The organism is Actinomadura sediminis (assembly GCF_042675525.1).
Taxonomy (GTDB): Bacteria; Actinomycetota; Actinomycetes; order Streptosporangiales; family Streptosporangiaceae; genus Spirillospora; species Spirillospora sediminis.
On the sequence record NZ_JBHTJA010000105.1, the window covers coordinates 1 to 22829 of the forward strand.

Here is a 22829-nt window from a genome sequence, read left to right on the forward strand (position 1 = left end):
GGGAGCGGCACCGTCCACGCCGACCCGCGGTCGTACTTCTGCTGGTGGGAGCTGCCCGCGCCGTGGCGCGCGGAGACGTTCGTCGCGGCGGCGGCACGGCGCGGGATCGCGGTCACGCCCGGCGCGGCGTTCGCCGCCGGGGCCGGGGCGGCGCCGCGCGCGGTCCGGCTCATGCTGGCGTCGCCGCCCCCGGAGGGGCTGGCGCGGGCGCTCGGCGTCCTCGCCGACATCGCCGCGGGCAGCCCCGACGACTCCCCCGTCGACTGAACCGCCGGCCGCCCCGGAGCGGATCCGCGGGACGGCCGCGGCGGCCGGGACCGTCAGGAGCCGGCGCGCTCCACGACGACGGCCCACTCCTCCAGCAGGGCCTGCGCGGCGTCCGCGTCGGGGCCCTCCGCCCACAGGTGCGTGACGGGTTCGGACGGGTCGGGCAGGACGAGCGCCCAGCGGCCGTCGTCCTCGACGACGCGGACGCCGTCGGTGGTGTCCACCGTCCGGTTCCCGGCGGCCTCCACGACGTGCCGCATGACGCTGCCCTTCGCGGCCCACGGCGTCGGGACGGAGCGGCGCAGCAGGTGCGCGTCGGGGATGCGGCGGTCGATCTGCGAGAGCGTCAGCCGGGTGCGGGCGACGAGCCCGACGAGCCGGACGAACGCCGCGATGCCGTCCATGGTGCCGTTGAACTCCGGCATGATGAACCCGCCGCGGCCGTCCCCCGCGAAGATCACCCCGGGGCGGGCGGCGGCCTTGGTGAGGACGTCCTGCGACGTGGAGGTCCACTCGACCTGCACGCCGTGGAACCGGCACACCTGCTCGGCGACGCGGGTCGTGGTGACGGGCAGCGCGACCCGGCCGCCGCGCCGCTCGGCGGCCACCAGGTCGAGCATGACCAGCAGCGCGCGGTCGTCGGGGACCAGCTCGCCGTTCTCGTCGACCAGGGAGATCCGCTCCCCCACCGGGTCGAACCGGACGCCGAACGCGGCCCGCGACGACGACACCAGCTCGCCGAGCCGCTCCAGGTCGCGCATCCGCTCGGCGAGGGTCTCGGTCGGGTTGGCCTCGTCCAGGCCGTGGTTGCGGGTGAGGACCTCCACGCCGATCTGCCCCAGCAGAGCGGGCAGGACGAGCGAGGACACGCCGCCCGCGCAGTCCAGGACGATCTTCAGCCCGGCCTCGCGGACGCCGCCGATGTCGACGCCGCGCAGCAGCTCGCGGGTGTAGGTCTCCACGACGCGCGGCGGGTAGGTCAGCTCGGCGATCTCGCCGGGGAACGCGCGCCGGTACTCCTGGCGGCCGAACACCCGCTCGAGCTTGCGCTGCGCGGCCTGCGACAGGTCGGCGCCGCCGGGGTCCAGGAAGAGGATGTCGACGCCCTGCGGGTCGCCGAGCGTGGTGCGGATGTAGATGCCGCCCGCCGACTCGGCGCGGCCGGTCTCGAACCGGGCGACCGTCAGCGGCGCGGCCTCCAGGTCGCGCACGTTGATCGCGCTGGACGTCAGCGCGCTGATCACCGCGCGCTTGAGCGTGCGGGCGGCCCGGGACACGTCCCGTCCGGTGACGACCGTGGCGCCCTTCTTCAGGGTGGTCGCGTAGGCGCTGGCGAGCCGCACCGCGAGCTCGGGGGTGATCTCCACGTTGATCAGGCCGGACACGCCCCGGGGCCCGAACAGGTTGCGCTGCCCCCGCGACTCCCAGATGACGCTGGTGTTGACGACGGCGCCGGCCTCGATCGTCTTGAACGGGTACACCTTCACGCCGCTGGACACGTACGCCTCGGCCTCGATGACGCATTCGTCGCCGACGACCGCGCCCTCCTCGACTCGTGCCCCCGTCATGATGTCGGTGTTCTTGCCGATCACGCACCCGCGCAGGTTCGTCGAGGGCGCGACGAACACGTTGTCGTGGACGATCGCGCGGTGCAGGAACGCGCCCTCCTTCACGACCACGTTGCTGCCGAGGACCGTGTACTCGCGCAGTTCGACGCCCGCCTCGACCTTCGCGTAGTCGCCGATGTAGAGCGGGCCCTTCAGGACGGCCTCGGCGTCGACCTCGGCGCCCTCGGCGACCCACACCCCGGGCGACATCTCGAACCCGCCGAGGTCGATCCCGACCTGCCCCGACAGCATGTCGGCCTGCGCCTTCAGGTAGCTCTCGTGGGTGCCGACGTCCTCCCAGTAGCAGTCGGCGACGTACCCGAACAGCGGCGCGCCCTCGGCGAGGAGCCTGGGGAACACGTCGCCGGACCAGTCGACCGACTCCCCCGGCGCGACGTGCTCGAGGACCTCCGGCTCCATGACGTAGATGCCGGTGTTGACGGTGTCGGAGAACACCTGCCCCCACGTCGGCTTCTCCAGGAACCGCTGCACGCGGCCCTCGTCGTCCACGATGATGATCCCGAACTCCAGGGGGTTCGGGACCCGCTTGAGCCCGATGGTGACCAGCGCGCCGTTGCGTTCGTGGAAGCGCACCATGTCGGTGAGGTCGATGTCGGTGAGCGCGTCGCCGGAGATCACCAGGAAGCGGTCGTCGCGCAGCGCCTCCTCCGCGTTCTTGACGCTGCCCGCGGTGCCGAGCGGGATCTCCTCGGTGGCGTAGCTCAGCGACATGCCGAGCTCCTCGCCGTCGCCGAAGTAGTTGCGGATGAGGGCGGCCAGGAACTGGACGGTGACGACGGTCTCGGTGAACCCGTGGCGCTTCAGCAGGCGCAGCACGTGCTCCATGATGGGCCGGTTGACGAGCGGGAGCAGGGGTTTGGGCTGGTTGGCGGTCATCGGACGCAGCCGCGTCCCCTCGCCTCCCGCCATCACGACGGCCTTCATCGGGGGGTTTCAGCTCCCTTCTGGTCACCGGCCGGGGACGCGCCTCCGGCCGGTGGGCCGGGGTCCGGATCTCGTCCCGCCCGGATGAGCCGCCGCGTCTGCGCCCAGTACAGGACGGCCGCCCACCAGTAGAGGGCCGTCCCCCAGATCGCGAAGGACCATCCGATGATCTTGGCGGCGGTCGCGGCGCCGCCGTCGTGGTCGCCCAGCAGCAGCAGCGGGAACGCGTACAGCAGGCAGAACGTCGCCGTCTTCCCGATGAAGTGGACCGGCAGCGTCCCGTTGTAGCCGAGCCGCCGGATGAGCGGCGCGATCGGGACGATCGCCGCCTCCCGCGCGATCAGCAGCACCACGAGCCACAACGGGATGATCTCGCGGATGGTGAGCCCGACGAGGGTGGCGAGGATGTAGAGCCGGTCGGCGGCGGGGTCCAGGACCATGCCGAGCTTGCTCGTCTGGTTCAGCGCCCGCGCGAGCTTGCCGTCCAGCCAGTCCGACAGCCCGGCCGCCACCAGCAGGCCGAGCGCCCACCAGTCGGCCTCGATCAGGACCAGCCACAGGAACAGCGGGACGCCCACGAGGCGCGCCGCGCTGAGCAGGTTGGGCACCGTGAAGACCCGTTCGGCCGCCTCGGACGTCGTCCCCGTCTCCATGCTCACCGGCGCGCTCGCCTCCCCCATGCCTCGATGTTGACCTTACAGGTCAACCTTGGAAAGACCCCGACGCGGATCATGTGAGCGCGGTTACGCCGCGCGGAGCGTCGGCCGAGGTCAGCGCGGGGCGGCCGCGCGGTCCGCGGGAAGGACCGCGGTGACGGTGAAGCCGCCGCCGGGCGCGGGGCCGGCGTCGAGCGTCCCGCCGACGCTGCGGGCGCGCTCGATCATCCCGAGCACGCCGAACCCGGAGGAGCCGCCGTCCGGGCCTCCCGGGGAGCCCCCGGACGGGCCCGCGGCGAAGCCGCGTCCGTCGTCGGCCACCCGGACGACCAGGGCGCCGTCCGCACGGGTGAGGCTCACGTCCGCCGACGCCGCGCCCGCGTGCTTGACGACGTTGGTGAGCGCCTCCTGGACGATCCGGTAGGCCGCGACGCCCACCTCGGGCGACGGGCGTTCCCCGCCGGGTCCCGCGGACTCGTCCGCGAACGTCACCCGGATCCCGCCGGCGCGGGCGGCCGCCACCAGCTCGCCGATCCCGTCAAGCCCCGGCGGCTTCCCGGACGCGGGCGCGTCCGTCCCGCGGAGGACCTGCAGGGTGCCGCGCAGCTCGACGCGGGCGTCCCGGCACGTCGCGGCGATCGACGCGAGCGCATCGGCCAGCTCTTCGCGGTCCAGCGGCCGGTCCCCGCGGACGAGGTGTGCGGCGGCGCCGGCCTGCACCCCGATCACGGTGATGCTGTGCGCGAGGAGGTCGTGCAGGTCGCGGGCGATGCGCAGCCGCTCCTCGGCGACGCGGCGCCGCGCCTCCTCCTCGCGGGTGCGCTCGGCCCGCTCGGCCCGCTCGGTGATCGCCGCGAGCCGGACCCGGTGCGACCGCCACACCTGCACCGCGATCACCACCGCGACCACGGCCTCGATCACCGCGATCTGCTCCCGGACGCTGCTCCCGCCGGCCCGCATCGCCATCCCGACGACGCAGACCAGCAGCAGGGACGCGACCACGCCGAGCACGATCCGCGCGCGCCGGCCGAACACGGCGTAGGCGAACAGCGCGGCGACCTCGGCGGGGACGAGCGCGTGGTGCTGGTACTGCAGCAGGTGGAACGGGACCGCCAGGACGACGAGCGCCGCGAGGCCGGGCGCGGGCCGGCGCCGGATGACGGCCAGCGGGACGTGCGCGGCCACGAGCAGCGCGGCGCCGGGGGCGTCCAGGGACCGCACGCCCGGCCAGAGCAGGGCCGCGGCGACCGCGACCACCGCCAGCGGCAGCGCGAGGACCGCGTCGCGCGCGAGGGTCCCGCCGCCCGCGGTCGTCCCGCCCGTGAGGCGCTTCGGGAGTCCGCCGAGCCGGGAGAGGGTCACCACGCGACCATCTTCCCCGACCGCCCGCCGGGCGCGCATCCGGGCCGCTCCGGACGAGGAACGCGGGGTTTGAGCGCGGGACCGCCGTGGAATGTCCCTGACGGCGCAGATGTTGGCAAACGAGACAGTCTAGCAGCGTCCTGCGTCCGGCGATCACGTTTTAGAGTGAGAAGACCGCTTGAGGCCGTGGCGTCCCGGCAATGGGGCCGCGGGAGGTGAACGTCCCGGTCGCCGGCGTACCCGCACGATCATCGTTCGCCGAAAGGATCCACCACATGCCCCTGTCCCCCCGTCTGCCCGGCTCGCCCGACGTCCTGGCCGCGCTCGAGGAGACCTACGACGGCGTGCTGCGGCGCGACCCCGGCGAGCCGGAGTTCCACCAGGCCGTCCACGAGGTGCTCGAGTCGCTGCCCGCCGTGCTGTCCGCGCGGCCGCGGCTGAGCGCGAGCCGGCTGATCGAGCGGCTGATCGAGCCCGAGCGGCAGATCATGTTCCGCGTGCCGTGGCAGGACGACGCCGGCCGCGTGCACGTCAACCGCGGGTTCCGCGTCGAGTTCAACGGCGCGCTCGGCCCCTACAAGGGCGGCCTGCGGTTCCACCCCACGGTGAACCTCGGCATCGTGAAGTTCCTCGGCTTCGAGCAGATCTTCAAGAACGCGCTCACCGGGCTCGGCATCGGCGGGGGCAAGGGCGGCAGCGACTTCGACCCGCACGGACGCTCCGACGACGAGATCATGCGGTTCTGCCAGTCGTTCATGACCGAGCTGTACCGGCACGTGGGCGAGCACACCGACGTCCCGGCGGGCGACATCGGCGTCGGCGGGCGGGAGATCGGCTACCTGTTCGGCCAGTACCGGCGCGTCACCAACCGCTGGGAGGCCGGCGTCCTCACCGGCAAGGGCCAGGGCTGGGGCGGCTCCGCGGGCCGCACCGAGGCCACCGGGTACGGCAGCGTGCTGTTCACCGCCGAGATGCTGAAGCGGCGCGGCGAGGACCTCGACGGGCAGCAGGTCGTGGTGTCCGGCTCCGGCAACGTCGCCATCTACTCGATCGAGAAGGCGCAGGCGCTCGGCGCGAACGTCATCACCGTGTCCGACTCGGGCGGCTACGTCGTCGACGAGAAGGGCATCGACCTCGACCTGCTCAAGCACGTCAAGGAGGTCGACCGGGGCCGCGTCTCCGACTACGCCGAGATGCGCGGCGCCTCGGCGCGGTTCGTTCCGGCGGGGCGGGTCTGGGACGTCCCGGCCGACATCGCGCTGCCGTCCGCGACCCAGAACGAGCTGGACGCCGAGTCCGCGCGCATCCTCGTCCGCAACGGGGTCAAGGCCGTCGCCGAGGGCGCGAACATGCCGACGACGCCCGAGGCCGTCCACATCCTGCAGGACGCCGGCGTGGCGTTCGGGCCGGGGAAGGCCGCGAACGCGGGCGGCGTCGCGGTCAGCGCGCTGGAGATGCGGCAGAACGCGGGCCGCGAGTCCTGGACGTTCGCGCAGGTGGAGAACGAGCTGACGCGGATCATGCGCGACATCCACGACACCTGCTTCGAGACCGCCGACCGGTACGGCGTACCCGGCGACTACGTCGTCGGCGCCAACATCGCCGGCTTCGAGCGGGTGGCCGACGCGATGCTCGCCCAGGGGCTGATCTGACGGGCCCGGCTTGACGGTCCGGCGTCGACTGAGGGGGCGCGCGCCGGCGGCGGTGTAGGACGCCGGCGGCCCCCGGGCCGTCACCGGCCCGAACGCGCGTGCCGTTCCCGGTCACCGGGGACGGCACGCGCGCGTCTACCCCACCTGCCCCGGTTGCGGCAACCGGGGCGGTGCGGGTTACCGTCGATCACGACCGACGCGGGGGCCCGGCGAACCGGGCTGAGATAGCGGCTGGCACGGCCGCTGACCGCATGAACCTGACCGGGTAATGCCGGCGTAGGGAGAGCATCGAGTCGTGAACGAATCCGTGGTTCCAGCCGCCCGCAAGACGTACCTGCAGGGCTCCCGGCCCGACCTGCGCGTGCCGATGCGGGAGGTTCCGCTGACCAATGGCGACGCCGTCGTCCTGTACGACACGTCGGGGCCGTACACCGATCCCGCCTTCGAGACCGACGTCCGCCGGGGCCTGCCGCCCCTGCGGGACGCGTGGATCGCCGGGCGCGGCGACACCGAGTCCTACGACGGGCGCTCCGCGCGCCCGGAGGACGACGGGCGCCGGTCCGGCGACCCGCTGCGCGAGGGCGCGGCGTTCCCCGCGCGGCGGCCGCGCCGGGCGTCCGGCGGGGCCGTCACGCAACGCGCCTACGCGCGCCGGGGGGAGATCACCCCCGAGATGGAGTTCGTCGCGCTGCGCGAGGGCGTCGCGCCGGAGTTCGTCCGGGACGAGCTCGCGGCGGGCCGCGCGGTGCTGCCGGCGAACGTCAACCATCCCGAGATCGAACCGATGATCATCGGCCGGAACTTCCTGGTGAAGGTGAACGCCAACATCGGGAACTCGGCGGTGGCGTCCTCGATCGAGGACGAGGTCGAGAAGATGACGTGGGCGACCCGCTGGGGCGCCGACACGATCATGGACCTGTCGACGGGCCGCGACATCCACACCACCCGCGAGTGGATCCTGCGGAACTCGCCCGTCCCGGTGGGGACCGTCCCGCTGTACCAGGCGGTGGAGAAGGTCGGCGGCGACCCCGCCGAGCTGACCTGGGAGGTCTTCCGCGACACCGTGATCGAGCAGGCGGAGCAGGGCGTCGACTACATGACCGTCCACGCGGGCGTGCTGCTGCGGTACGTCCCGCTGACGGCGCGCCGCAAGACCGGCATCGTGTCGCGCGGCGGGTCGATCATGGCGGCGTGGTGCCTGGCGCACCACGAGGAGAACTTCCTGTACACGCACTTCCGGGAGCTGTGCGAGATCTTCGCGGCCTACGACGTGACGTGGTCGCTCGGGGACGGGCTGCGGCCCGGCTCGATCGCCGACGCCAACGACGAGGCGCAGTTCGCGGAGCTGCGCACCCAGGGCGAGCTGACGCGGATCGCGGCCGAGTACGACAACCAGGTCATGAACGAGGGCCCCGGGCACGTCCCGATGCACAAGATCAAGGAGAACGTCGACCTGCAGCAGGAGTGGTGCGACGGCGCCCCGTTCTACACGCTCGGGCCGCTGACCACCGACATCGCGCCCGGCTACGACCACATCACCTCGGCGATCGGCGCCGCGATGATCGGCTGGCACGGCACCGCGATGCTCTGCTACGTCACCCCGAAGGAGCATCTCGGGCTGCCCGACCGCGACGACGTCAAGGCGGGCGTCATCGCCTACAAGATCGCCGCGCACGCCGCGGACGTCGCCAAGGGCCATCCCGGCGCGCAGGCGTGGGACGACGCGCTGTCGGACGCCCGGTTCGACTTCCGCTGGGAGGACCAGTTCAACCTGTCGCTGGACCCCGACACCGCGCGCGCCTTCCACGACGCGACGCTGCCGGCGGCCCCGGCGAAGACCGCGCACTTCTGCTCGATGTGCGGCCCGCACTTCTGCTCGATGAAGATCACCCGGGACGTCCGGCGGTACGCCGACGAACGCGGGCTGGACGGCGACGAGGCGATCGCCGCCGGGATGCGGGAGAAGGCGGGCGAGTTCAAGGCCGCCGGGGGGCGCGTGTACCTCCCGGTCGCGCCGGACGGCTCCTGAGCGCGGCCGCGGGCCGGGCCCGGCGCGGGACGTCCAGCGTCCCCGCCGGCCCGGCCCGCGGCCGTCCCCGGGGCCGCCCTCCGGCGCCGGGCCGCACCCTTGACGTACACGTTGAACTGGGCGGACGCATGATCCGGGCGGGGCGCGGATAGTATCGAAGGACCGTTCCAAACCGTGGGAACGGCCGCGACCGCACCCATGCCGAAAGGACAGCGGACCCAAGGTGACCAGCGACGGCACGTCCCGGCCCCGCCCCCGCGCGGAGCGCTCCGACGTGCGCCGCAACCGCGCGCGGCTGCTCGCCGCGGCCCGCGAGGTGTTCCAGCGGGAGGGCGCGGGCGCGTCGCTGGAGGCCGTCGCGCGGCGCGCCGAGGTCGGCATCGGGACCCTGTACCGGCACTTCCCCACCCGCCAGGACCTCCTCGAGGCGCTCCTCGCGGGCGCCTACGACGACCTCGCGGCGCGCGCCCGGGAGCTGGCGGACTCGCGAGCCCCGGGCGACGCCCTGCTCGCGTGGCTCCGCGCGTTCATCGCGCAGGTCACGGTGTTCCGCGGGCTGGCCGCGTCGGCGGTGGTGTCGCTGCGGGACGAGCGGTCGGCGCTGCTCGACTCCTCGCGGGCGATGCGCGCCGCGGGCCAGCGGCTGTTCGCCCGCGCGCAGCAGGCGGGCGACGTCGCCCCGGGCGCCGACTTCGCCGACGTGCTGCGGCTCGCGGGAGCCATCGCGACGGTGACCGAGCAGGAGCCCGCGGCGGCCGACCGGCTGCTGGCGCTCGCCGCCTGGGGCGTCGCGCCCCGCGCGGACGGCCTCGACGGCGCGGGGGCCGCGCCGGGCGCGACCGGCCCGGACCGGGCCTAGCCGGCGTCCTCCGCGGGCGGGGGGAGGACGCGGCGCGGGCCGGGCGGCGTCTCCCGGTGCCGCCGCCACTCGCGCGGGTAGCCGACCGACACCTCGACGTGCGGGACGCCGTCCGCCCAGATCGTCCGGGGGATGTGCAGGTGCCCGTACACCACCGACACCGCCCCGAACCGGACGTGCCAGTCGGCGGTGCGCTCGCTGCCGCACCACTGCGCGAACTCCGGGTACCAGAGCACGCGGGTCGGTTCGCGGATCAGCGGCCAGTGGTTGACGAGCACGGTCCGGGTGCCGGGTTCCAGCTCCGCCATCCGGCGCTCGGTGTAGGCGATGCGGGCGTCGCACCAGGCGTCCCGGGTGGGGTGCGGGTCGGGGTGGAGGTAGATCTCGTCGGTGCACACGACGCCCGCCTCGTGCGCGATCTCCAGGGCCTCCTTCTTGGTGGAGGCGCCGTCCGGCCGGAACGTGTAGTCGTACAGGACGAACAGCGGCGCGACCGTCACCGGGCCGCCGTCGCCCGTCCACACGGGGAAGGGGTCCTCGGGGGTGGCGACGCCGAGGCCGCGGCACATGTCCACCAGGCGGCGGTAGCGGGCCTCCCCGCGCAGCGCCACGGGATCGTCCTTGACCGTCCAGAGTTCGTGGTTGCCGGGCGTCCAGATCACCTTCCCGAACCGCCCGGCCAGGGTGCGCAGCGTCCACTCGACGTCGTCGAAGCGCTCGGCGACGTCCCCGGCCACGATCAGCCAGTCGCCGCCGGACTCGGGGCGCAGCCCCTCCACGAACGCGCGGTTGTCGGGGAATGCCACGTGCAGGTCGCTGATGGCGTAGAGACCGCTCATGACGTGATCGTAGGCGGCGTCAGGCGTCCCGGCCCCAGAGGTACGCCCCGGCGGCCATCGCCAGCACGCTCGCCCAGCCGGCGATCGCCCGGACGGTGTTCCAGGTCGTCCAGCGGCCGGAGTAGTCGGCCCAGACGCGCGCGGCCTCGGCCGGGTCCGCGGGGATCCCGGCCTTGTCCAGCGCCTCGTTCAGCGGGATGTTCACGGCGAAGCTCGGGAACAGCGCGCCGAGGACGTACACCCCGGCGGCGACGAAGAACAGGACGGCCGCCGCCTTCTGGTCGAGCGTCAGCAGCAGGATCGCGGCCACGACCGCGATGACCGGCGTCATCACGAACATGGCGACGAACAGCGGGTTCTGGATCTTCTGGTTGACGCCCTGCATGGCGTCGATCGCGGAGGACGGCCGCGCCGCGTTCAGCCCCGGCATGACACCGGTGGAGAACCCGAAGAACGTTCCGGCCATGCCGGCCGCCGCCACGAGGGACAGCGCGGCGAAGATCATGGTGAACAGGGATTTCATGGTCGGTCTCCGATCGGTGATGAAGGCGTTCGGCGGGGGCGGCCGGCCGGGCCCGGCCCCCGGCCGGCCGGGGCCGGTCTGCCGGGGCCGGGCCCGCGGGGCTCAACCGTTCCAGATGCCGCTGGCGGCGGTCTCGCGGGCGTACTCGGCGAAGTCGCGGGGCTCGCGGCCGAGCGCGCGCCGCACGCCGTCGGCGGGCGCGCTGTTGCGGCCGTCCAGGACCGTGCCGAACAGGTACGTCAGCAGTGCGGCGACGTCGCCGGGCACGCCGTGCTCCTGCACCGCGGCGGCGTAGTCGTCCACGCCGACCCGCACGTAGGCGATGTCGCGCCGGGCCGCGCGGCCGATCTCCGCGACCGCCTCCGGGAAGGACAGCGCGCGCGGCCCCGTCACCTCGTACACCTCTCCCGCGTGCCCGTCCGCCGTGAGCGCCGCTACCGCGACGTCGGCGATGTCGTCGGCGTCCGCGAACGGCTCCGGCACGTCGCCCGCCGGGAGGACGACCTCGCCCGCGCGGACGGGGTCGAGGAGGTAGTCCTCGCTGAAGTTCTGCGCGAACCAGCTCGCGCGGACGACCGTCCACTCCAGCCCCGAGTCGCGGACGACCCGCTCGCATTCGACGGCCTCCTCCTCGCCGCGTCCCGACAGCAGGACCACCCGCCGCACGCCCGCGGCCCGCGCCGCCGCCGTGAACGCGCGGATGACGTCGGGCGCGCCCGGGACGGCCAGATCGGGGGCGAACGCGAGGTAGACGGCGTCGACGCCCCGCAGGACCCGCGGCCAGCCGGCCTCGTCCGTCCAGTCGAAGGCCGGGTCCGCCGAGCGGGAGCCCATCCGGACGGGCACGTCCATGGCCTCGAGCCGCTCCACGACGCGGCGGCCGGTCTTGCCGGTGCCGCCCGTGACGAGCGTGAGGCCCGTGTCGATCGTCGTTCCGGTGGTGCCCGCGGCGGTGTTCGTTCCGGTGTTCGTCATGTCCTGAAGTCAATCGGGGGGCGCCCCCGGCCACCATCGTCGAGAAGCTCGCCGGCATTCGCGAGCGTCTACGCTGACGGGGTGGACGCGCTCACCGATCTCCTCGACGGCCCCCGGGCGCGCGGGGCGTTCCTGCTCCGCGCGACGCTGGACCCGCCGTGGTCGGTGCGGATCCGCGACGAGGCGCCGCTGACCCTCGTCGCGATGATCAGGGACGACGCGTGGGTGCTGCCCGACGGCGGCGGCCCGCGGGCCGTCCGGGCCGGGGACGTCCTGCTCGTGAAGGGCCCGGAGCCGTACACGATGGCGGACGACCCGGCGACCCCGCCGCAGATCGTCATCCATCCCGGTCAGCGCTGCACGACGCCCGACGGCACGAGCCTGTCGGAGGCGATGGACCTCGGGGTGCGCGCGTGGGGGAACGCCCCGGACGGGCGGACGGTCATGCTGGTCGGCACCTACCAGATGCGCGGGGCCGTGACGCGCCGGCTGCTGGCCGCGCTGCCGCAGCTCGCGATCGTCCGCGGCGGCACCTGGAACTCGCCGCTGGTCGGCCTGCTGGGCGAGGAGATCGGCAAGGACGAGCCCGGCCAGGACGTCGTCCTCGACCGGCTGCTGGACCTGCTGCTCATCGCGGCGCTGCGCGCGTGGTTCGCGCGGGACGGGGCGGAGCGGCCCGGCTGGTACCTCGCGCACGGCGACCCGGTGGTGGGGCCGGCCCTGCGGCTGCTCCACGACGACCCGGCGCACCCGTGGACGGTCGCCGGCCTCGCCGCCCGCGTCGGGGTGTCCCGCGCCGCGCTGGCCCAGCGGTTCGGGCGGCTGCTCGGCGAGCCCCCGATGTCCTACCTGACGGGCCTGCGCCTCGCGCAGGCCGCCGACCTGCTGCGGGAGAGCGACGCGACGCTCGAGACGGTGGCGCGGCGCGTCGGCTACGGCACCGCGTTCGCGCTCAGCACCGCGTTCAAGCGGGAGCACGGCGTCAGCCCGCAGGAGTACCGCGCGACCCGCCCGCCGGTCGCCTCCGCGTGACCGGCCGCTACCGCGTGACCGGCCGCTACCGCTCCGTGCGGAGGGTCGGCTCGGCGCGGACCACCGAGTTCTCCGCCATCTCCGGGACGAACGGGATCACGAACGCGTAGTCGGCCAGGACCGAGTCGGGCACCTCCCCCGACTCGCCGAACGCCGCGATCTCCCCCCAGCACGGCGAGCCGAGCGACCCGCTGCGGTGCCGGACCGACAGCCCGGCGCACAGGTTCGCGAACCGCAGCCGCTCCGTCAGCGGCAGCCCCGCGAGCGTCCCGAAGACGAACCCGGCCGCGAACACGTCCCCCGCGCCGGTGGCGTCCAGCGCCCGGACGGGCAGGGCCGGGGCCTGCGCACGCTCCCCCGTGGTGCGGTCCAGCGCGATGGCGCCGTCCGCACCGCACTTGACGACCACGACGGGCGCGCGCTCGGCGAGCGCCTCGGCGGCGGACGCCGGGTCGGCGGTGCGGGTGTAGGCCATCGCCTCGGCGGCGTTCGGCAGGAACACGTCGACGTGCGCGAGCCGGTCGAGGACCTCGGCGGACCATGCGCCGGTGGGGTCCCACCCGAGGTCGGCGAAGATCAGCGCGCCGCGTTCGCGGGCTCCCGCCGCCCACGCCGGGACGGGCCGGTCGACGTCGATGAAGCAGGCGCGGGCGTCCGGCGGGGCGCCGCCCGGCGGTTCCTCGGCCTGCGGCGGGACGGGACGCGCGAACGTCACCATGCTGCGGTCGGAGTCGTAGGCCATCGAGACCGTGACCGGCGTCGACCAGCCGGGGACGCGGCGGGACGCCCGCAGGTCGACGCCCTCCTGCTCGGCGAGCGTCCGCCACAGGTAGGCGCCGAACATGTCGTCGCCGAACGGCGCGGCGAGGCCGACCCGCAGGCCGAGCCGGCTCATCGCGACCGCGATGTTCGCGACGCCGCCGGGCGCCGAGCCGAGCCCGTCGGTGACGATCTCGGTGCCGGGCGGCGGCAGCCCGGGCAGCCCGGTGAAGATCATGTCCATGAAGACCCGGCCGGACAGGAACACGTCCAGGCCGGGGCCGGGCCCGCCGCCGTGCAGCCGTTCCCCCGCCGGTTCCCGCGCGTCGCACGGGTCGGCGAGGGACGGCTCCGGCGGCCGGCCCGGCGCGTCCGGTTCGAGGGCCGGGGGGATCACGAGGCTCCCCGGCGCGGGGCCGCGGCGCCGCGATCCCGCGGTCTTCCGGTACCCGGGGCCCCCGCGATGCATGGTCCCGCCGTCATGGGGCCCACGATATAGGCGATGCCCGGCCTGCGCGGACGTGCGGCGCGGTTCTAGTCGCCCGGGACGTAGAGGCGGACGTCGTCCACCTTCGCGCCGCCCTCGTAGAAGTTCATGTGCGGATCACCGATCATGAACCGGTCGGGGTAGGCGGACCCGGCGGGCCAGGTGTCGCGGTCGACGAGGGTGCCGCCCGGCCCCTGCCATGTCCAGTCGGCGTTGAACCGGCCGTCGTACTCCTCCGGCTTCTGGTTGTAGTGCCAGATGGGCTCCCCGTCCTCGACGAACGCGCGGGTGTAGCGGAAGGTGGCCTGGCCGACGTGGGCGAAGACGCCCGAGATCTCCATCGTGTACGCGCCGTCGCGCCGCTCGATCGCGAACCGGTAGGGCCGCTCGGGCAGCAGCTCGGGCCGCATGTCGACGGCCGAGACGATCGCGCCGCCCTTGGCGAACCCGCACTCGCTCTCCATCAGGTACTCGGTGCCGGGCATCGTGGCGTACCTGCGGTCGTCGGTCATGAACAGCGCGTTGACGCCGTTGCCGGTGCCGGCCGTGTACGGCTCGTACTCGCCGGTCGCCGGGTTGCAGTACCGCAGCCCCGACTTGGTGTACTTGTACCGGTTGTAGCCGTCCATGGCGACCTTGCGGTGCGCGTGGATGAACACGTTGTTGTGCGGCGCGACCCGCTCGTAGTCCATGATCGACATGTAGTAGAAGCCGTTGGAGTCGGTGCGGACGTCCGCCCACTCGCACTCGGGGCGGGAGAAGTCCCCGCCGGACGCCCAGGGGAAGTTCGTCTTGCAGCCCTCGGGCGAGTAGCCGTTGATCCGGCCGTCCGGGTAGTCCCACACCCCGTTCCGCTGGCCGCCGAACTCGAGGCCGCGCAGCGTCATCTCCACGCGGTACTCGGCGGGCAGGTCGCGGGTGGAGCGGATCACGACGCCGGCCTGGTGGGCCGGCTCCTCCATCCGCGCGACGCCCTTCCCGGAGGTGAGCGTCGGCGGGTCGTCGGGACGGCCGTCGCCGTCGGCGTCGCGGGCCGCGAGCTCGGCCGTCAGCCAGCCGCGCCTGCCGAACGTGAACGACTGCCGGTAGGTCTCCATCTTCGTGAGCTGCTCGCGGAACGCCGGGCCGCCGACGGTGTCGAAGTAGGCGCCGTCGTTGTCGTACATGTCGACGTTGTAGGGACTCGACGGGCCGTCGCCGTCCCGGAACCAGGGGTGCCGCCTGCTGTCGAGGTGCCGGTCGAACGACTCGGCGGCGACCAGCCGCCACCCGTCCCGGGCCCAGGGCGGTCCGCTCGCCTCGGCCGGGGCGGCGCACAGCGTCGCCGCCAGGACCAGGGGCGACGCCACCGCCAGGGCGCCCCGCACGACTCTTCTCATCTCGCTGCCTTCCTCGCCGCGCGCCCCGCGCGCGGCCCTCCGCGGTTGTTCCGACGATCGGGGCGACCGTAAACCGTGGCGGGGACCGCCCGCCACGGCAAACATCGACAAAGTGGTATTGACCAGTTCGAGCGAAGGGACATAACGTGTGGCGACACGACAGGGATGGAGCAGGAGGTCGGACCGTTGCGTTCCGCCGGTGAGGCCCGGACCGGGCACACGAAACGGCAGGCCGTGCGGCAGCGGCTGCTGGAGATGCTGGACGGGCTCGACGTCGGTGAGGCGCTGCCGTCCGAGCGCCGGCTGGCGACCGAACTCGGCGTGTCCCGCCCCACGTTGCGGCAGGCCATCGACGGCCTTGTGACCGAGGGGCGATTGGACCGCAGGCACGGCAGCGGAACCTACGTCGCCGAGCCGCGGATCGCCGTGCCGCTGACGATGAGCTCGTTCACCGAGGACATGATCCGGCGCGGGATGCGGCCGGGGGGCCGGGTGCTGTCGTTTCGCACCGAGACCGCGGGGGCGCGGATCGGCCGCCGCCTGGCCCTGTCACCCGCCGAAGAGGTATTTACCATTCGGCGGCTGCGGCTCGCGGACGGCGCCACGATGGCCATCGAGACGCTGTACCTGCCGCGGGCGCTGCTGCCGGACCTGCGGCGCCAGGACCTCGAAGGCGGCTCGTTCTACGAGCTGCTGCGCGCCGACGGCGTCGTGATCGCCTCGGGCACCGAGACGATCGAGCCGACCGTCACCACCGAGGAGGAGGCCGCCGAGCTGGGCGTGCCGGTGCACATGCCGGCGTTCCTGTTCGAGCGGGTCACCCGCGACGCCGAGGGCAGGCCGCTGGAGTACGTCCGGTCGGTCTACCGCGGCGACCGCTACCGGCTGGAGCTCGACCTGCGGCCGCCCGCCCACTGACCGACCGCCGGTCCCGGACCGCCGCGACCGGCCGACCCACCGACACCCCACGAGATGCGACGCACCCACCACGACCGACCGGCGTCCCCCGGGCCCCGCCCGGGACCGGCCACCCGCGCTGACGGGGGCGACAGCGCACCACCCACCCCCGAGAAGTGAGGCGATCTCACCCATGGACGTCATCAAGGACATCCTCACGTTCCTGGCCGACAACGTGTTCGGCCAGGTGCCCATCCTCATCGGGCTCATCACGCTCATCGGGCTGATCCTGCAGCGCAAACGATTCGAGGACGTGTTCGCCGGCGCGCTGCGCGCGACGATCGGCGTGGTGATCCTCTTCATCGGCATCGAGATCTTCAGCGGCGGGCTCACCAGCTTCCAGACCGTGCTGGCGAGCGCGATGAACACCGACCCGCCGAAGGCGGACCGCACGCTGGACGGGTTCCTGCAGGACCAGGGCGGCACGATCGCCCTGGTGATCACGGTGGCGTTCCTGCTGCACGTCGTGATCGTGCGGGTCTTCCCGGCGGCCCGGTACCTCTACCTCACCGGCCACCTGATGTTCTGGATCAGCACGGTCACCGTGGCGTCGCTGGTGACGGTCGCGCCCGGCTCCAACCAGCTCACGCTCGTCCTGTGCGGCGCCGGGTTCGTCGCCGCCTACTGGACGCTGCAGCCGCTGTGGATGCGCCCGCTGATGCGCCGCGTCATGCCGGACGACCGGTTCGGCTTCGCGCACACCAGCTCGCTGGCCGCGCTGATCACCGGCTACGCCGCGCGGCCGCTGGGCAGCCGGGAGAAGCACGACACCGAGAAGCTGAAGCTGCCGCGGCAGCTCTCGTTCTTCAAGGACGTCAACGTCAGCACCGCGCTGATCATCTGCGTGATCATGCTCATCGGCGTCGCGCTCGCCGACGACCGGGTGGTCGGCGAGGCCGCCGCCGCCATGGACGCCAAGCTGTCGCCGTGGGTGTGGGCGCTGCTCGTCGGCCTGCGGTTCGCGGGCGGCATCGCGATCCTGCTGTTCGGCGTGCGGATGTTCCTCGGCGAGATCGTCCCGGCGTTCAAGGGGTTCAGCGACCGGGTCATCCCGGGCACCCGGCCCGCGCTGGACGCGCCGACCGTCTTCCCCGTGGCGCCGACCGCCGTCATGCTCGGCTTCGTGGCGTCCACCGTGGTGTTCCTGGCCTGCCTGGGCGTCTTCGCCGCGGCCGGCTGGTTCACGCTCGTCCCGCCCATGATCATGCTGTTCTTCGTGGGCGGCGCGGCCGGGCTGTTCGGCAACGTCGTGGCGGGATGGCGCGGCGCCGTCCTCGGCGGCGTGGTCAGCGGCCTGATCCTGGCGATCGGGCAGGCCGTGACGTGGGGTCTGTTCGAGAAGACCGCGCCGGAGCTGGCCACCCTGGCCGACCCGGACTGGTACGCGATCGCGTGGCTGCTGAAGGCCGCCGACCCGGTGCTCGGCACCGGCACGGTGTGGCTGGTGCCCGTCGTGGCGCTCGCCGCGACCGTCGCGTCGCTGCTGCTCGTCCACCGCGGGGAGAAGCGCCGCGCGGCGGCCGAGGTCGCGGACGGCGACGAGAACGGCGGCACGGACGGCAGCACGGACGGCGGCACGGACGATGGCACGGACGGCGGCACGGACGGCCCGGAGAAGACCGGCGGGCCCGTCTCGACCGATAAGTCCTGACGAGCCGCGGCCCGACCAATCGACGCGGCCCGACCAATCGACAAGGAGAAACGACATGGCATTGGACCGGCAACTGGAGATCCTCGCGGTGTGCGGGGTCGGGATGGGGTCCAGCCTGATGCTGAAGATGACCGCCGAGGACGCGCTGCGCTCGATCGGCGTGGACGCCCGCGTGGAGAACACCGACGTGTCCACCGCGCGCGGCATGAGCCCGGACGTGGTCATCGGGCAGGGCATGCACACCGAGGAGATCGCCGACCTCGCCCCGGTGGTGATCACGATCAGCGACTTCCTGGACAAGGACGGCCTCGAGGCGCAGCTGCGGGACCGGCTCGGCGAGCAGGGGTGGCTGGCGTGACCGATTCCGCGCCCATTCCCGCGCCGATCATCGCCGCGGCCGACGGGGTCGCCGCCCGCGACTGGCGGGAGGCCGTCCGCGCGGCGGCCTCCGGGCTGGTCGAGGCGGGCGCCGCCGGCGAGGGGTACCCGGACGCGTGCGTGCGGGTGGTCGAGGACAACGGCCCGTACATCGTGCTGACGAAGGGCCTGGCGCTGGTGCACGCCCGCCCGGAGGAGGGCGGGCTGGCCGTCGGCGTCGGGGCGACCCGGCTCGCCGAGCCGGTCGAGTTCGGCCACCCCGACAACGACCCCGTGGATCTGCTGCTCGCGTTCTGCACACCCGACCCCGACGTGCACGTCGGCACGCTGTCCGGGCTGGCGCGCGCGCTGTCGGGCGGTCTGGCCGACCGGCTCCGCGCGGCGTCCGGCCGGGACGAGCTGGCGCGCGCGCTGAAGGAGGCCGTTCCCGATGCCTGACCCGTCGACGCCGGCGTCCGCCCCGGCGAACCTCCCCGGCCGGCTCCCCGACCGGGTGCGGACGCTGCTCGACGATCTGGACGACGCCGCCGGCCCGGCGATCGGGGAGGCCGCCGGGCTGCTGCTGGCGGCGATCGAGGCCGACGGCATCGTGCACGTCGCCGGGGCGGGGCACTCCCTGGCGATGGTGTGCGAGACGTTCTACCGGGCGGGCGGCCTCGCCGCCGTCCGCCCGGTGTTCGACCCCGGCGTGTTCCCGCTGGACGACGCGCTGCGCAGCACCCGCGTCGAGCGGGAGCACGGAGTGGGACGGGCCGTGGTGAAGGAGGCCGCGCCCGCGCCGCCGGACGTCGCGGTGGTGTTCTCCACCAGCGGCCGCAACCCGTACCCGGTGGAGGTGGCGCGGGAGTGCGCGGCCCGGGACGTCCCGGTGATCGCGGTCACGTCGGCGCGGGCGTCGCGGAGCGCGGCGGCCCGGACGGACACGACCCTCGCCGACCACGCGACGCTCGTCCTGGACACGCGGGTGCCGCCGGGCGACGTCCTGCACCCGGCGGAGCGGCCGCGGACGGCGGCGGTGTCGACGGTCCTGGCGGCGTACACGTGGGCCCGCGTCCTGGCCGACCTGGACGATCTCGCGGCGGCGCGAGGGGTGGACCTGCCGCGCTGGACGAGCGCGAACGTGCCGGGCGGCGACGAGGTCAACGCCGCGCTGCTGGCCCGGTACCGGCATCGGGTCCCGGAGCTGACCGGCGGTGCGTGAGGATTGAGGCGGTCCGGAACGGACCGGAGGGTCGTCCGCGACCGGGCCCCGTGGAACCGGAGGTCCGGCGGCGGCGTTTCTCATGGGGACCGGCTCGCACCTATGGCATGATGCGGGCACATCGGACCAGACGAGGAGCGAGATGACGACCAAGCCGACCGAGGACGATCTTCACGCCGTGTTCACGCGGGCGGACCTCGGCGGTGACGACAAGCTCGATCTGATGGAGTTCACGCTCGTCCTGGAGCACCTCGGGCTCGCCTGGACGCGGGCCGAGACGCAGCACCGGTTCGAGCAGGCCGACACGAACTTCGACGGCTTCATCTCCTACTCCGAGCTTCGCGCCGTCCTGGAGTCGGAGGGCTGGGCCGGGGGGCTCGCCTCCGGCGGCCGGGCCTGACCGCACGACGACACGGGAACGGGGCCGCCGGACGTCCGGCGGCCCCGTTCCCGTTCCCGTACGGCGTCCGCGGTCAGACCGCGCGGCCGCGCAGTTCCCGGTAGCGGCGGACGAGCGCCGCCGTCGACGGGTCCGGCGCGCCGGACGGCGGCTCGGCGGACGTCAGCGCGGGCGTGAGGTCCTGCGCCATGACCTTGCCGAGCTCGACGCCCCACTGGTCGAAGGAGTCGATGCCCCAGATCGTGCCCTCGACGAACACGACGTGCTCGTACAGGGCGATCAGCTCCCCGAGGGTCTTCGGGGTCAGCTTCGGCACCAGGATGGTGCTGGTGGGCCGGTTCCCCGGCATGACCCTGTGCGGGACGATCGCGGCGGGCGTCCCCTCGGCGGCGATCTCCTCGGCCGTCCTGCCGAACGCGAGGGCGGACGTCTGGGCGAGCATGTTCGCGGTCAGCAGGTCGTGCATGCCCGGGCCGTCGGCGGCGTGGTCCTCGAACGGCTCGGCGAAGCCGATGAAGTCGGCGGGCACGAGCCGGGTGCCCTGATGGAGCAACTGGTAGAAGGCGTGCTGCCCGTTCGTCCCGGGCTCGCCCCAGAAGATCGCGCCCGTCTGCGCGACGACCGGGGCGCCGTCGGCCCGCACCGACTTGCCGTTGGACTCCATCGTGAGCTGCTGCAGGTACGCGGGGAACCGGGACAGCCGCTGGCTGTAGGGCAGCACGGCGCGGGTCTGGGCGCCGAAGAAGTCGGTGTACCAGACGCCGAGCAGGCCCATCAGGACGGGCATGTTCGCGTCGAGCGGCGCCGCGCGGAAGTGCTCGTCGATCTCCCGGAACCCGGCGAGCATCTCGCGGAACGCCTCGCTCCCGATCGCGATCATCAGCGACAGGCCGATCGCGGAGTCGAGGGAGTAGCGGCCGCCCACCCAGTCCCAGAAGCCGAACATGTTGGCGGTGTCGATGCCGAACTCGGCGACCCGCTCGGCGTTGGTGGAGACCGCGACGAAGTGCCGCGACACGGCCGCCTCGTCGCCGAGCCGGTCGACGAGCCAGCTCCGCGCGACCTTGGCGTTGGTGAGGGTCTCCAGCGTCCCGAACGTCTTGGAGCTGATGACGAACAGCGTCGTCGCGGGATCGAGGTCCGCGAGGGCGGTGCCGACGTCGGCCGGGTCCACGTTCGACACGAACCTGCACGAGATGCCCGCGTCCGCGTAGTCGCGGAGGGCCTCGTAGGCCATCGCGGGGCCGAGGTCGGACCCGCCGATGCCGATGTTGACGACCGTCCGGATCCGCTCGCCGGTGAACCCCGTCCACTCCCCCGCGCGCACCTGCCCGGCGAAGTCGGCCATCTTGTCCAGGACGGCGTGCACGTCCCCCGCGACGTCCTGGCCGTCCACGGTCAGCTCGGCGCCGGGCGGCAGCCGCAGCGCGGTGTGCAGGACGGCCCGGTCCTCGCTGACGTTGATGTGCTCCCCCGCGAACATCGCGTGGATCCGCTCGCGCAGCCCCGCGCGTTCGGCGAGGGCCGTCAGCAGCCCGATCGTCTCGTCGGTGACCCGGTGCTTGGAGTAGTCCAGGTGCAGGTCGCCCGCGGTCACGGTCATGCGGTCGGCGCGCCCCGGGTCGTCCGCGAACAGCTCGCGCAGGTGCCGCCCGGCCAGCGCGGCCTGATGCTCGGCCAGCGCGGACCATTCGGGCGCCTCGGTGATATCAGCCATTACCTCTCTCATCTCCTCGCCGGGACGGGCGCCATACCCCCGGGCGCTCCCCCGTACCCGACGCGATCATAGGGCGGCGCCCCGTCACCGCATGAAGGCCGTCCCCTCCCGGTAGGGGTTCCGCCCCGGATGCCCGTTTCGAAACCGGCGCGGATAGGGTCGCGCCATCCGGTCCGGCAGGAGGGTGCGCTCATGAGCGACGGGGTTCCGCACGACATCACGCGGCTGTTCGAGCTGACGGCGCTCGGCGAGGACTCGTTCCTGGCCACCGCGCCGTCGGTGGGACGGCCGCGGCTGTTCGGCGGCCAGGTCGCCGGGCAGAGCCTGCGGGCCGCGTGCCTGACCGCGGGCGGGCGCCCGCCGCACTCGCTGCACGCCTACTTCATCCGGCCGGGCGTGCCGGACGAGCCGCTGGCGCTCGACGTCGCCCGGACCCGGGACGGGCGCTCGTTCTCGACGCGGCACGTGACGGCGAGCCAGGGCGGCAAGCCGATCCTGGAACTGATCGCGTCCTTCCACGAGCCGGAGGACGGGTTCGACTGGCAGCCGGAGGCGCCGTCCGGGACGCCCGCGCCCGAGACGCTGCCGCGCGCGGAGCTGCCCGCGTTCTTCAGGCATCCGGTGGGGTTCGACATCCGGGTGGTGACCCCGCCCGCCGAGGGCGAGTTCCGGCTCCCGCACCCCTTCTGGATCCGCGCGTCCGAGCCCGTCGGGGACGATCCGGCCCTGCACGCGTGCCTCATCGCCTACCTGACGGACATGGGGGTGGTGAGCAGCGCCCGCGCCCCGGGCTCCCCGCGCGAGCTCGCGACGGCCGTCACGCTGGACCACGCGGTGTGGTTCCACCGGCCGCCGCGCGTCGACCGGTGGCTGCTGTACTCGGTGGATCCGGTGACGAACCACGGCGCCCGCGGCCTGGCGCGCGGAACACTGCACACGGCGGACGGCACGCTCGTGGCGTCCATCGCCCAGGAGGCCCTCCTGCGCCCCGCGCCGGGGGCGTGAACGCCGCCCGGGACCGGCTCGGCCGGGTCGGTCCGCGTCGCGGGCGGCGGTGCTGCGGACCGCCCCCGGCTGCGCGCCCGGCGGCGCGGGGCGGATGCCCGGTCAGCCCCGTCCGGCGGACGCCGGGGCCGGGGGCGCCGCGGCGGGAC

At 73.9% G+C, this 22829-nt stretch carries 20 protein-coding genes, 1 pseudogene and 1 riboswitch; of the genes and pseudogenes, 12 read left to right on the forward strand and 9 right to left on the reverse strand.

Features of this window, described 5'->3' with window-relative positions:
* Nucleotides 1–267: pseudogene (locus ACFQ11_RS31295) on the forward strand (PLP-dependent aminotransferase family protein); the annotation flags it as partial.
* Between the two features lie 53 nt (nucleotides 268–320).
* On the opposite strand, the gene ACFQ11_RS31300 reads toward ACFQ11_RS31295, so the two are convergent.
* The 3 genes from ACFQ11_RS31300 to ACFQ11_RS31310 form a co-directional block, all read right to left on the reverse strand.
* The gene (locus ACFQ11_RS31300; RefSeq protein WP_378305251.1) at nucleotides 321–2819 is read right to left on the reverse strand and encodes a sugar phosphate nucleotidyltransferase; all 2499 of its coding nucleotides are present in this window, start codon (nucleotides 2817–2819) and stop codon (nucleotides 321–323) included.
* On the reverse strand, nucleotides 2816–3499 hold the full coding sequence (locus ACFQ11_RS31305) for a CDP-alcohol phosphatidyltransferase family protein (protein ID WP_378305253.1): 684 nt from the start codon (nucleotides 3497–3499) through the stop codon (nucleotides 2816–2818). The genes ACFQ11_RS31300 and ACFQ11_RS31305 overlap by 4 nt, the downstream gene beginning before the upstream one ends.
* Nucleotides 3500–3589: 90 nt before the next feature.
* Complete coding sequence (locus ACFQ11_RS31310; RefSeq protein ID WP_378305256.1) at nucleotides 3590–4840, reverse strand: sensor histidine kinase; 1251 nt, start codon at nucleotides 4838–4840, stop codon at nucleotides 3590–3592.
* 272 nt (nucleotides 4841–5112) lie between these two features.
* Between ACFQ11_RS31310 and gdhA the strand changes: the two genes are divergently transcribed.
* The 3 genes from gdhA (at nucleotide 5113) to ACFQ11_RS31325 (ending at nucleotide 9377) form a co-directional block, all read left to right on the forward strand.
* Nucleotides 5113–6489: an NADP-specific glutamate dehydrogenase gene (gene gdhA, locus ACFQ11_RS31315; protein WP_378305258.1), complete on the forward strand. Its 1377-nt coding sequence runs from the start codon at nucleotides 5113–5115 to the stop codon at nucleotides 6487–6489.
* 188 nt (nucleotides 6490–6677) lie between these two features.
* Nucleotides 6678–6789: riboswitch (TPP riboswitch) on the forward strand.
* Entirely contained in the window at nucleotides 6785–8518 is a 1734-nt protein-coding gene (gene thiC / locus ACFQ11_RS31320; RefSeq protein WP_378305260.1) for a phosphomethylpyrimidine synthase ThiC, read from the forward strand. Its footprint overlaps the riboswitch before it by 5 nt.
* Before the next feature lie 223 nt (nucleotides 8519–8741).
* Nucleotides 8742–9377, forward strand: coding sequence for a TetR/AcrR family transcriptional regulator (locus ACFQ11_RS31325; protein ID WP_378305262.1), 636 nt, complete (start codon nucleotides 8742–8744; stop codon nucleotides 9375–9377).
* Here ACFQ11_RS31325 and ACFQ11_RS31330 read toward each other — a convergent pair.
* The 3 genes from ACFQ11_RS31330 to ACFQ11_RS31340 all read right to left on the reverse strand — a co-directional run bounded on the left by ACFQ11_RS31330 (nucleotide 9374) and on the right by ACFQ11_RS31340 (nucleotide 11714).
* Nucleotides 9374–10216, reverse strand: coding sequence for a metallophosphoesterase family protein (locus ACFQ11_RS31330; protein ID WP_378305265.1), 843 nt, complete (start codon nucleotides 10214–10216; stop codon nucleotides 9374–9376). The genes ACFQ11_RS31325 and ACFQ11_RS31330 overlap by 4 nt on opposite strands.
* A gap of 19 nt (nucleotides 10217–10235) precedes the next feature.
* Nucleotides 10236–10739, reverse strand: a complete 504-nt coding sequence (locus ACFQ11_RS31335; RefSeq protein ID WP_378305267.1) for an anthrone oxygenase family protein — start codon at nucleotides 10737–10739, stop codon at nucleotides 10236–10238.
* Nucleotides 10740–10841: 102 nt separating this feature from the next.
* Nucleotides 10842–11714 carry an NAD(P)H-binding protein gene (locus tag ACFQ11_RS31340; RefSeq protein ID WP_378305269.1) on the reverse strand — a complete coding sequence of 291 codons (873 nt, stop codon included), beginning with the start codon at nucleotides 11712–11714 and terminating at the stop codon, nucleotides 10842–10844.
* 81 nt (nucleotides 11715–11795) lie between these two features.
* On the opposite strand from ACFQ11_RS31340, the gene ACFQ11_RS31345 reads away from it, so the two are divergent.
* Nucleotides 11796–12746, forward strand: a complete 951-nt coding sequence (locus ACFQ11_RS31345) for an AraC family transcriptional regulator (protein ID WP_378305271.1) — start codon at nucleotides 11796–11798, stop codon at nucleotides 12744–12746.
* Nucleotides 12747–12771: 25 nt separating this feature from the next.
* Here ACFQ11_RS31345 and ACFQ11_RS31350 read toward each other — a convergent pair whose 3' ends face one another.
* Nucleotides 12772–13902: a carbohydrate kinase family protein gene (locus ACFQ11_RS31350; protein ID WP_378305273.1), complete on the reverse strand. Its 1131-nt coding sequence runs from the start codon at nucleotides 13900–13902 to the stop codon at nucleotides 12772–12774.
* Nucleotides 13903–14039: 137 nt separating this feature from the next.
* Nucleotides 14040–15371: a hypothetical protein gene (locus tag ACFQ11_RS31355; RefSeq protein WP_378305275.1), complete on the reverse strand. Its 1332-nt coding sequence runs from the start codon at nucleotides 15369–15371 to the stop codon at nucleotides 14040–14042.
* 186 nt (nucleotides 15372–15557) lie between these two features.
* Here ACFQ11_RS31355 and ACFQ11_RS31360 point away from each other — a divergent pair, with 186 nt between their 5' ends.
* From ACFQ11_RS31360 to ACFQ11_RS31385, 6 genes are all read left to right on the forward strand, one after another.
* Entirely contained in the window at nucleotides 15558–16289 is a 732-nt protein-coding gene (locus tag ACFQ11_RS31360) for a GntR family transcriptional regulator (RefSeq protein ID WP_378305277.1), read from the forward strand.
* A 172-nt stretch (nucleotides 16290–16461) separates the two neighbouring features.
* Nucleotides 16462–17979, forward strand: coding sequence for a PTS ascorbate transporter subunit IIC (locus tag ACFQ11_RS31365; protein WP_378305279.1), 1518 nt, complete (start codon nucleotides 16462–16464; stop codon nucleotides 17977–17979).
* Nucleotides 17980–18034: 55 nt separating this feature from the next.
* Nucleotides 18035–18337: a PTS sugar transporter subunit IIB gene (locus tag ACFQ11_RS31370; protein WP_378305281.1), complete on the forward strand. Its 303-nt coding sequence runs from the start codon at nucleotides 18035–18037 to the stop codon at nucleotides 18335–18337.
* A complete protein-coding gene (locus tag ACFQ11_RS31375) occupies nucleotides 18334–18795 on the forward strand; it encodes a PTS sugar transporter subunit IIA (RefSeq protein ID WP_378305283.1) in 462 nt (153 codons plus the stop codon). Before ACFQ11_RS31370 ends, ACFQ11_RS31375 begins: the two co-directional genes overlap by 4 nt.
* A complete protein-coding gene (locus ACFQ11_RS31380; RefSeq protein ID WP_378305285.1) occupies nucleotides 18788–19558 on the forward strand; it encodes a sugar isomerase domain-containing protein in 771 nt (256 codons plus the stop codon). Before ACFQ11_RS31375 ends, ACFQ11_RS31380 begins: the two co-directional genes overlap by 8 nt.
* Nucleotides 19559–19700: 142 nt before the next feature.
* The gene (locus ACFQ11_RS31385; protein WP_378305287.1) at nucleotides 19701–19958 is read left to right on the forward strand and encodes an EF-hand domain-containing protein; all 258 of its coding nucleotides are present in this window, start codon (nucleotides 19701–19703) and stop codon (nucleotides 19956–19958) included.
* 73 nt (nucleotides 19959–20031) lie between these two features.
* On the opposite strand, the gene pgi is transcribed toward ACFQ11_RS31385, so the two are convergent.
* A complete protein-coding gene (gene pgi, locus ACFQ11_RS31390; protein ID WP_378305289.1) occupies nucleotides 20032–21675 on the reverse strand; it encodes a glucose-6-phosphate isomerase in 1644 nt (547 codons plus the stop codon).
* Nucleotides 21676–21867: 192 nt separating this feature from the next.
* On the opposite strand from pgi, the gene ACFQ11_RS31395 reads away from it, so the two are divergent.
* Nucleotides 21868–22680: an acyl-CoA thioesterase gene (locus ACFQ11_RS31395; protein ID WP_378305291.1), complete on the forward strand. Its 813-nt coding sequence runs from the start codon at nucleotides 21868–21870 to the stop codon at nucleotides 22678–22680.
* Nucleotides 22681–22829: the final 149 nt, after the last annotated feature.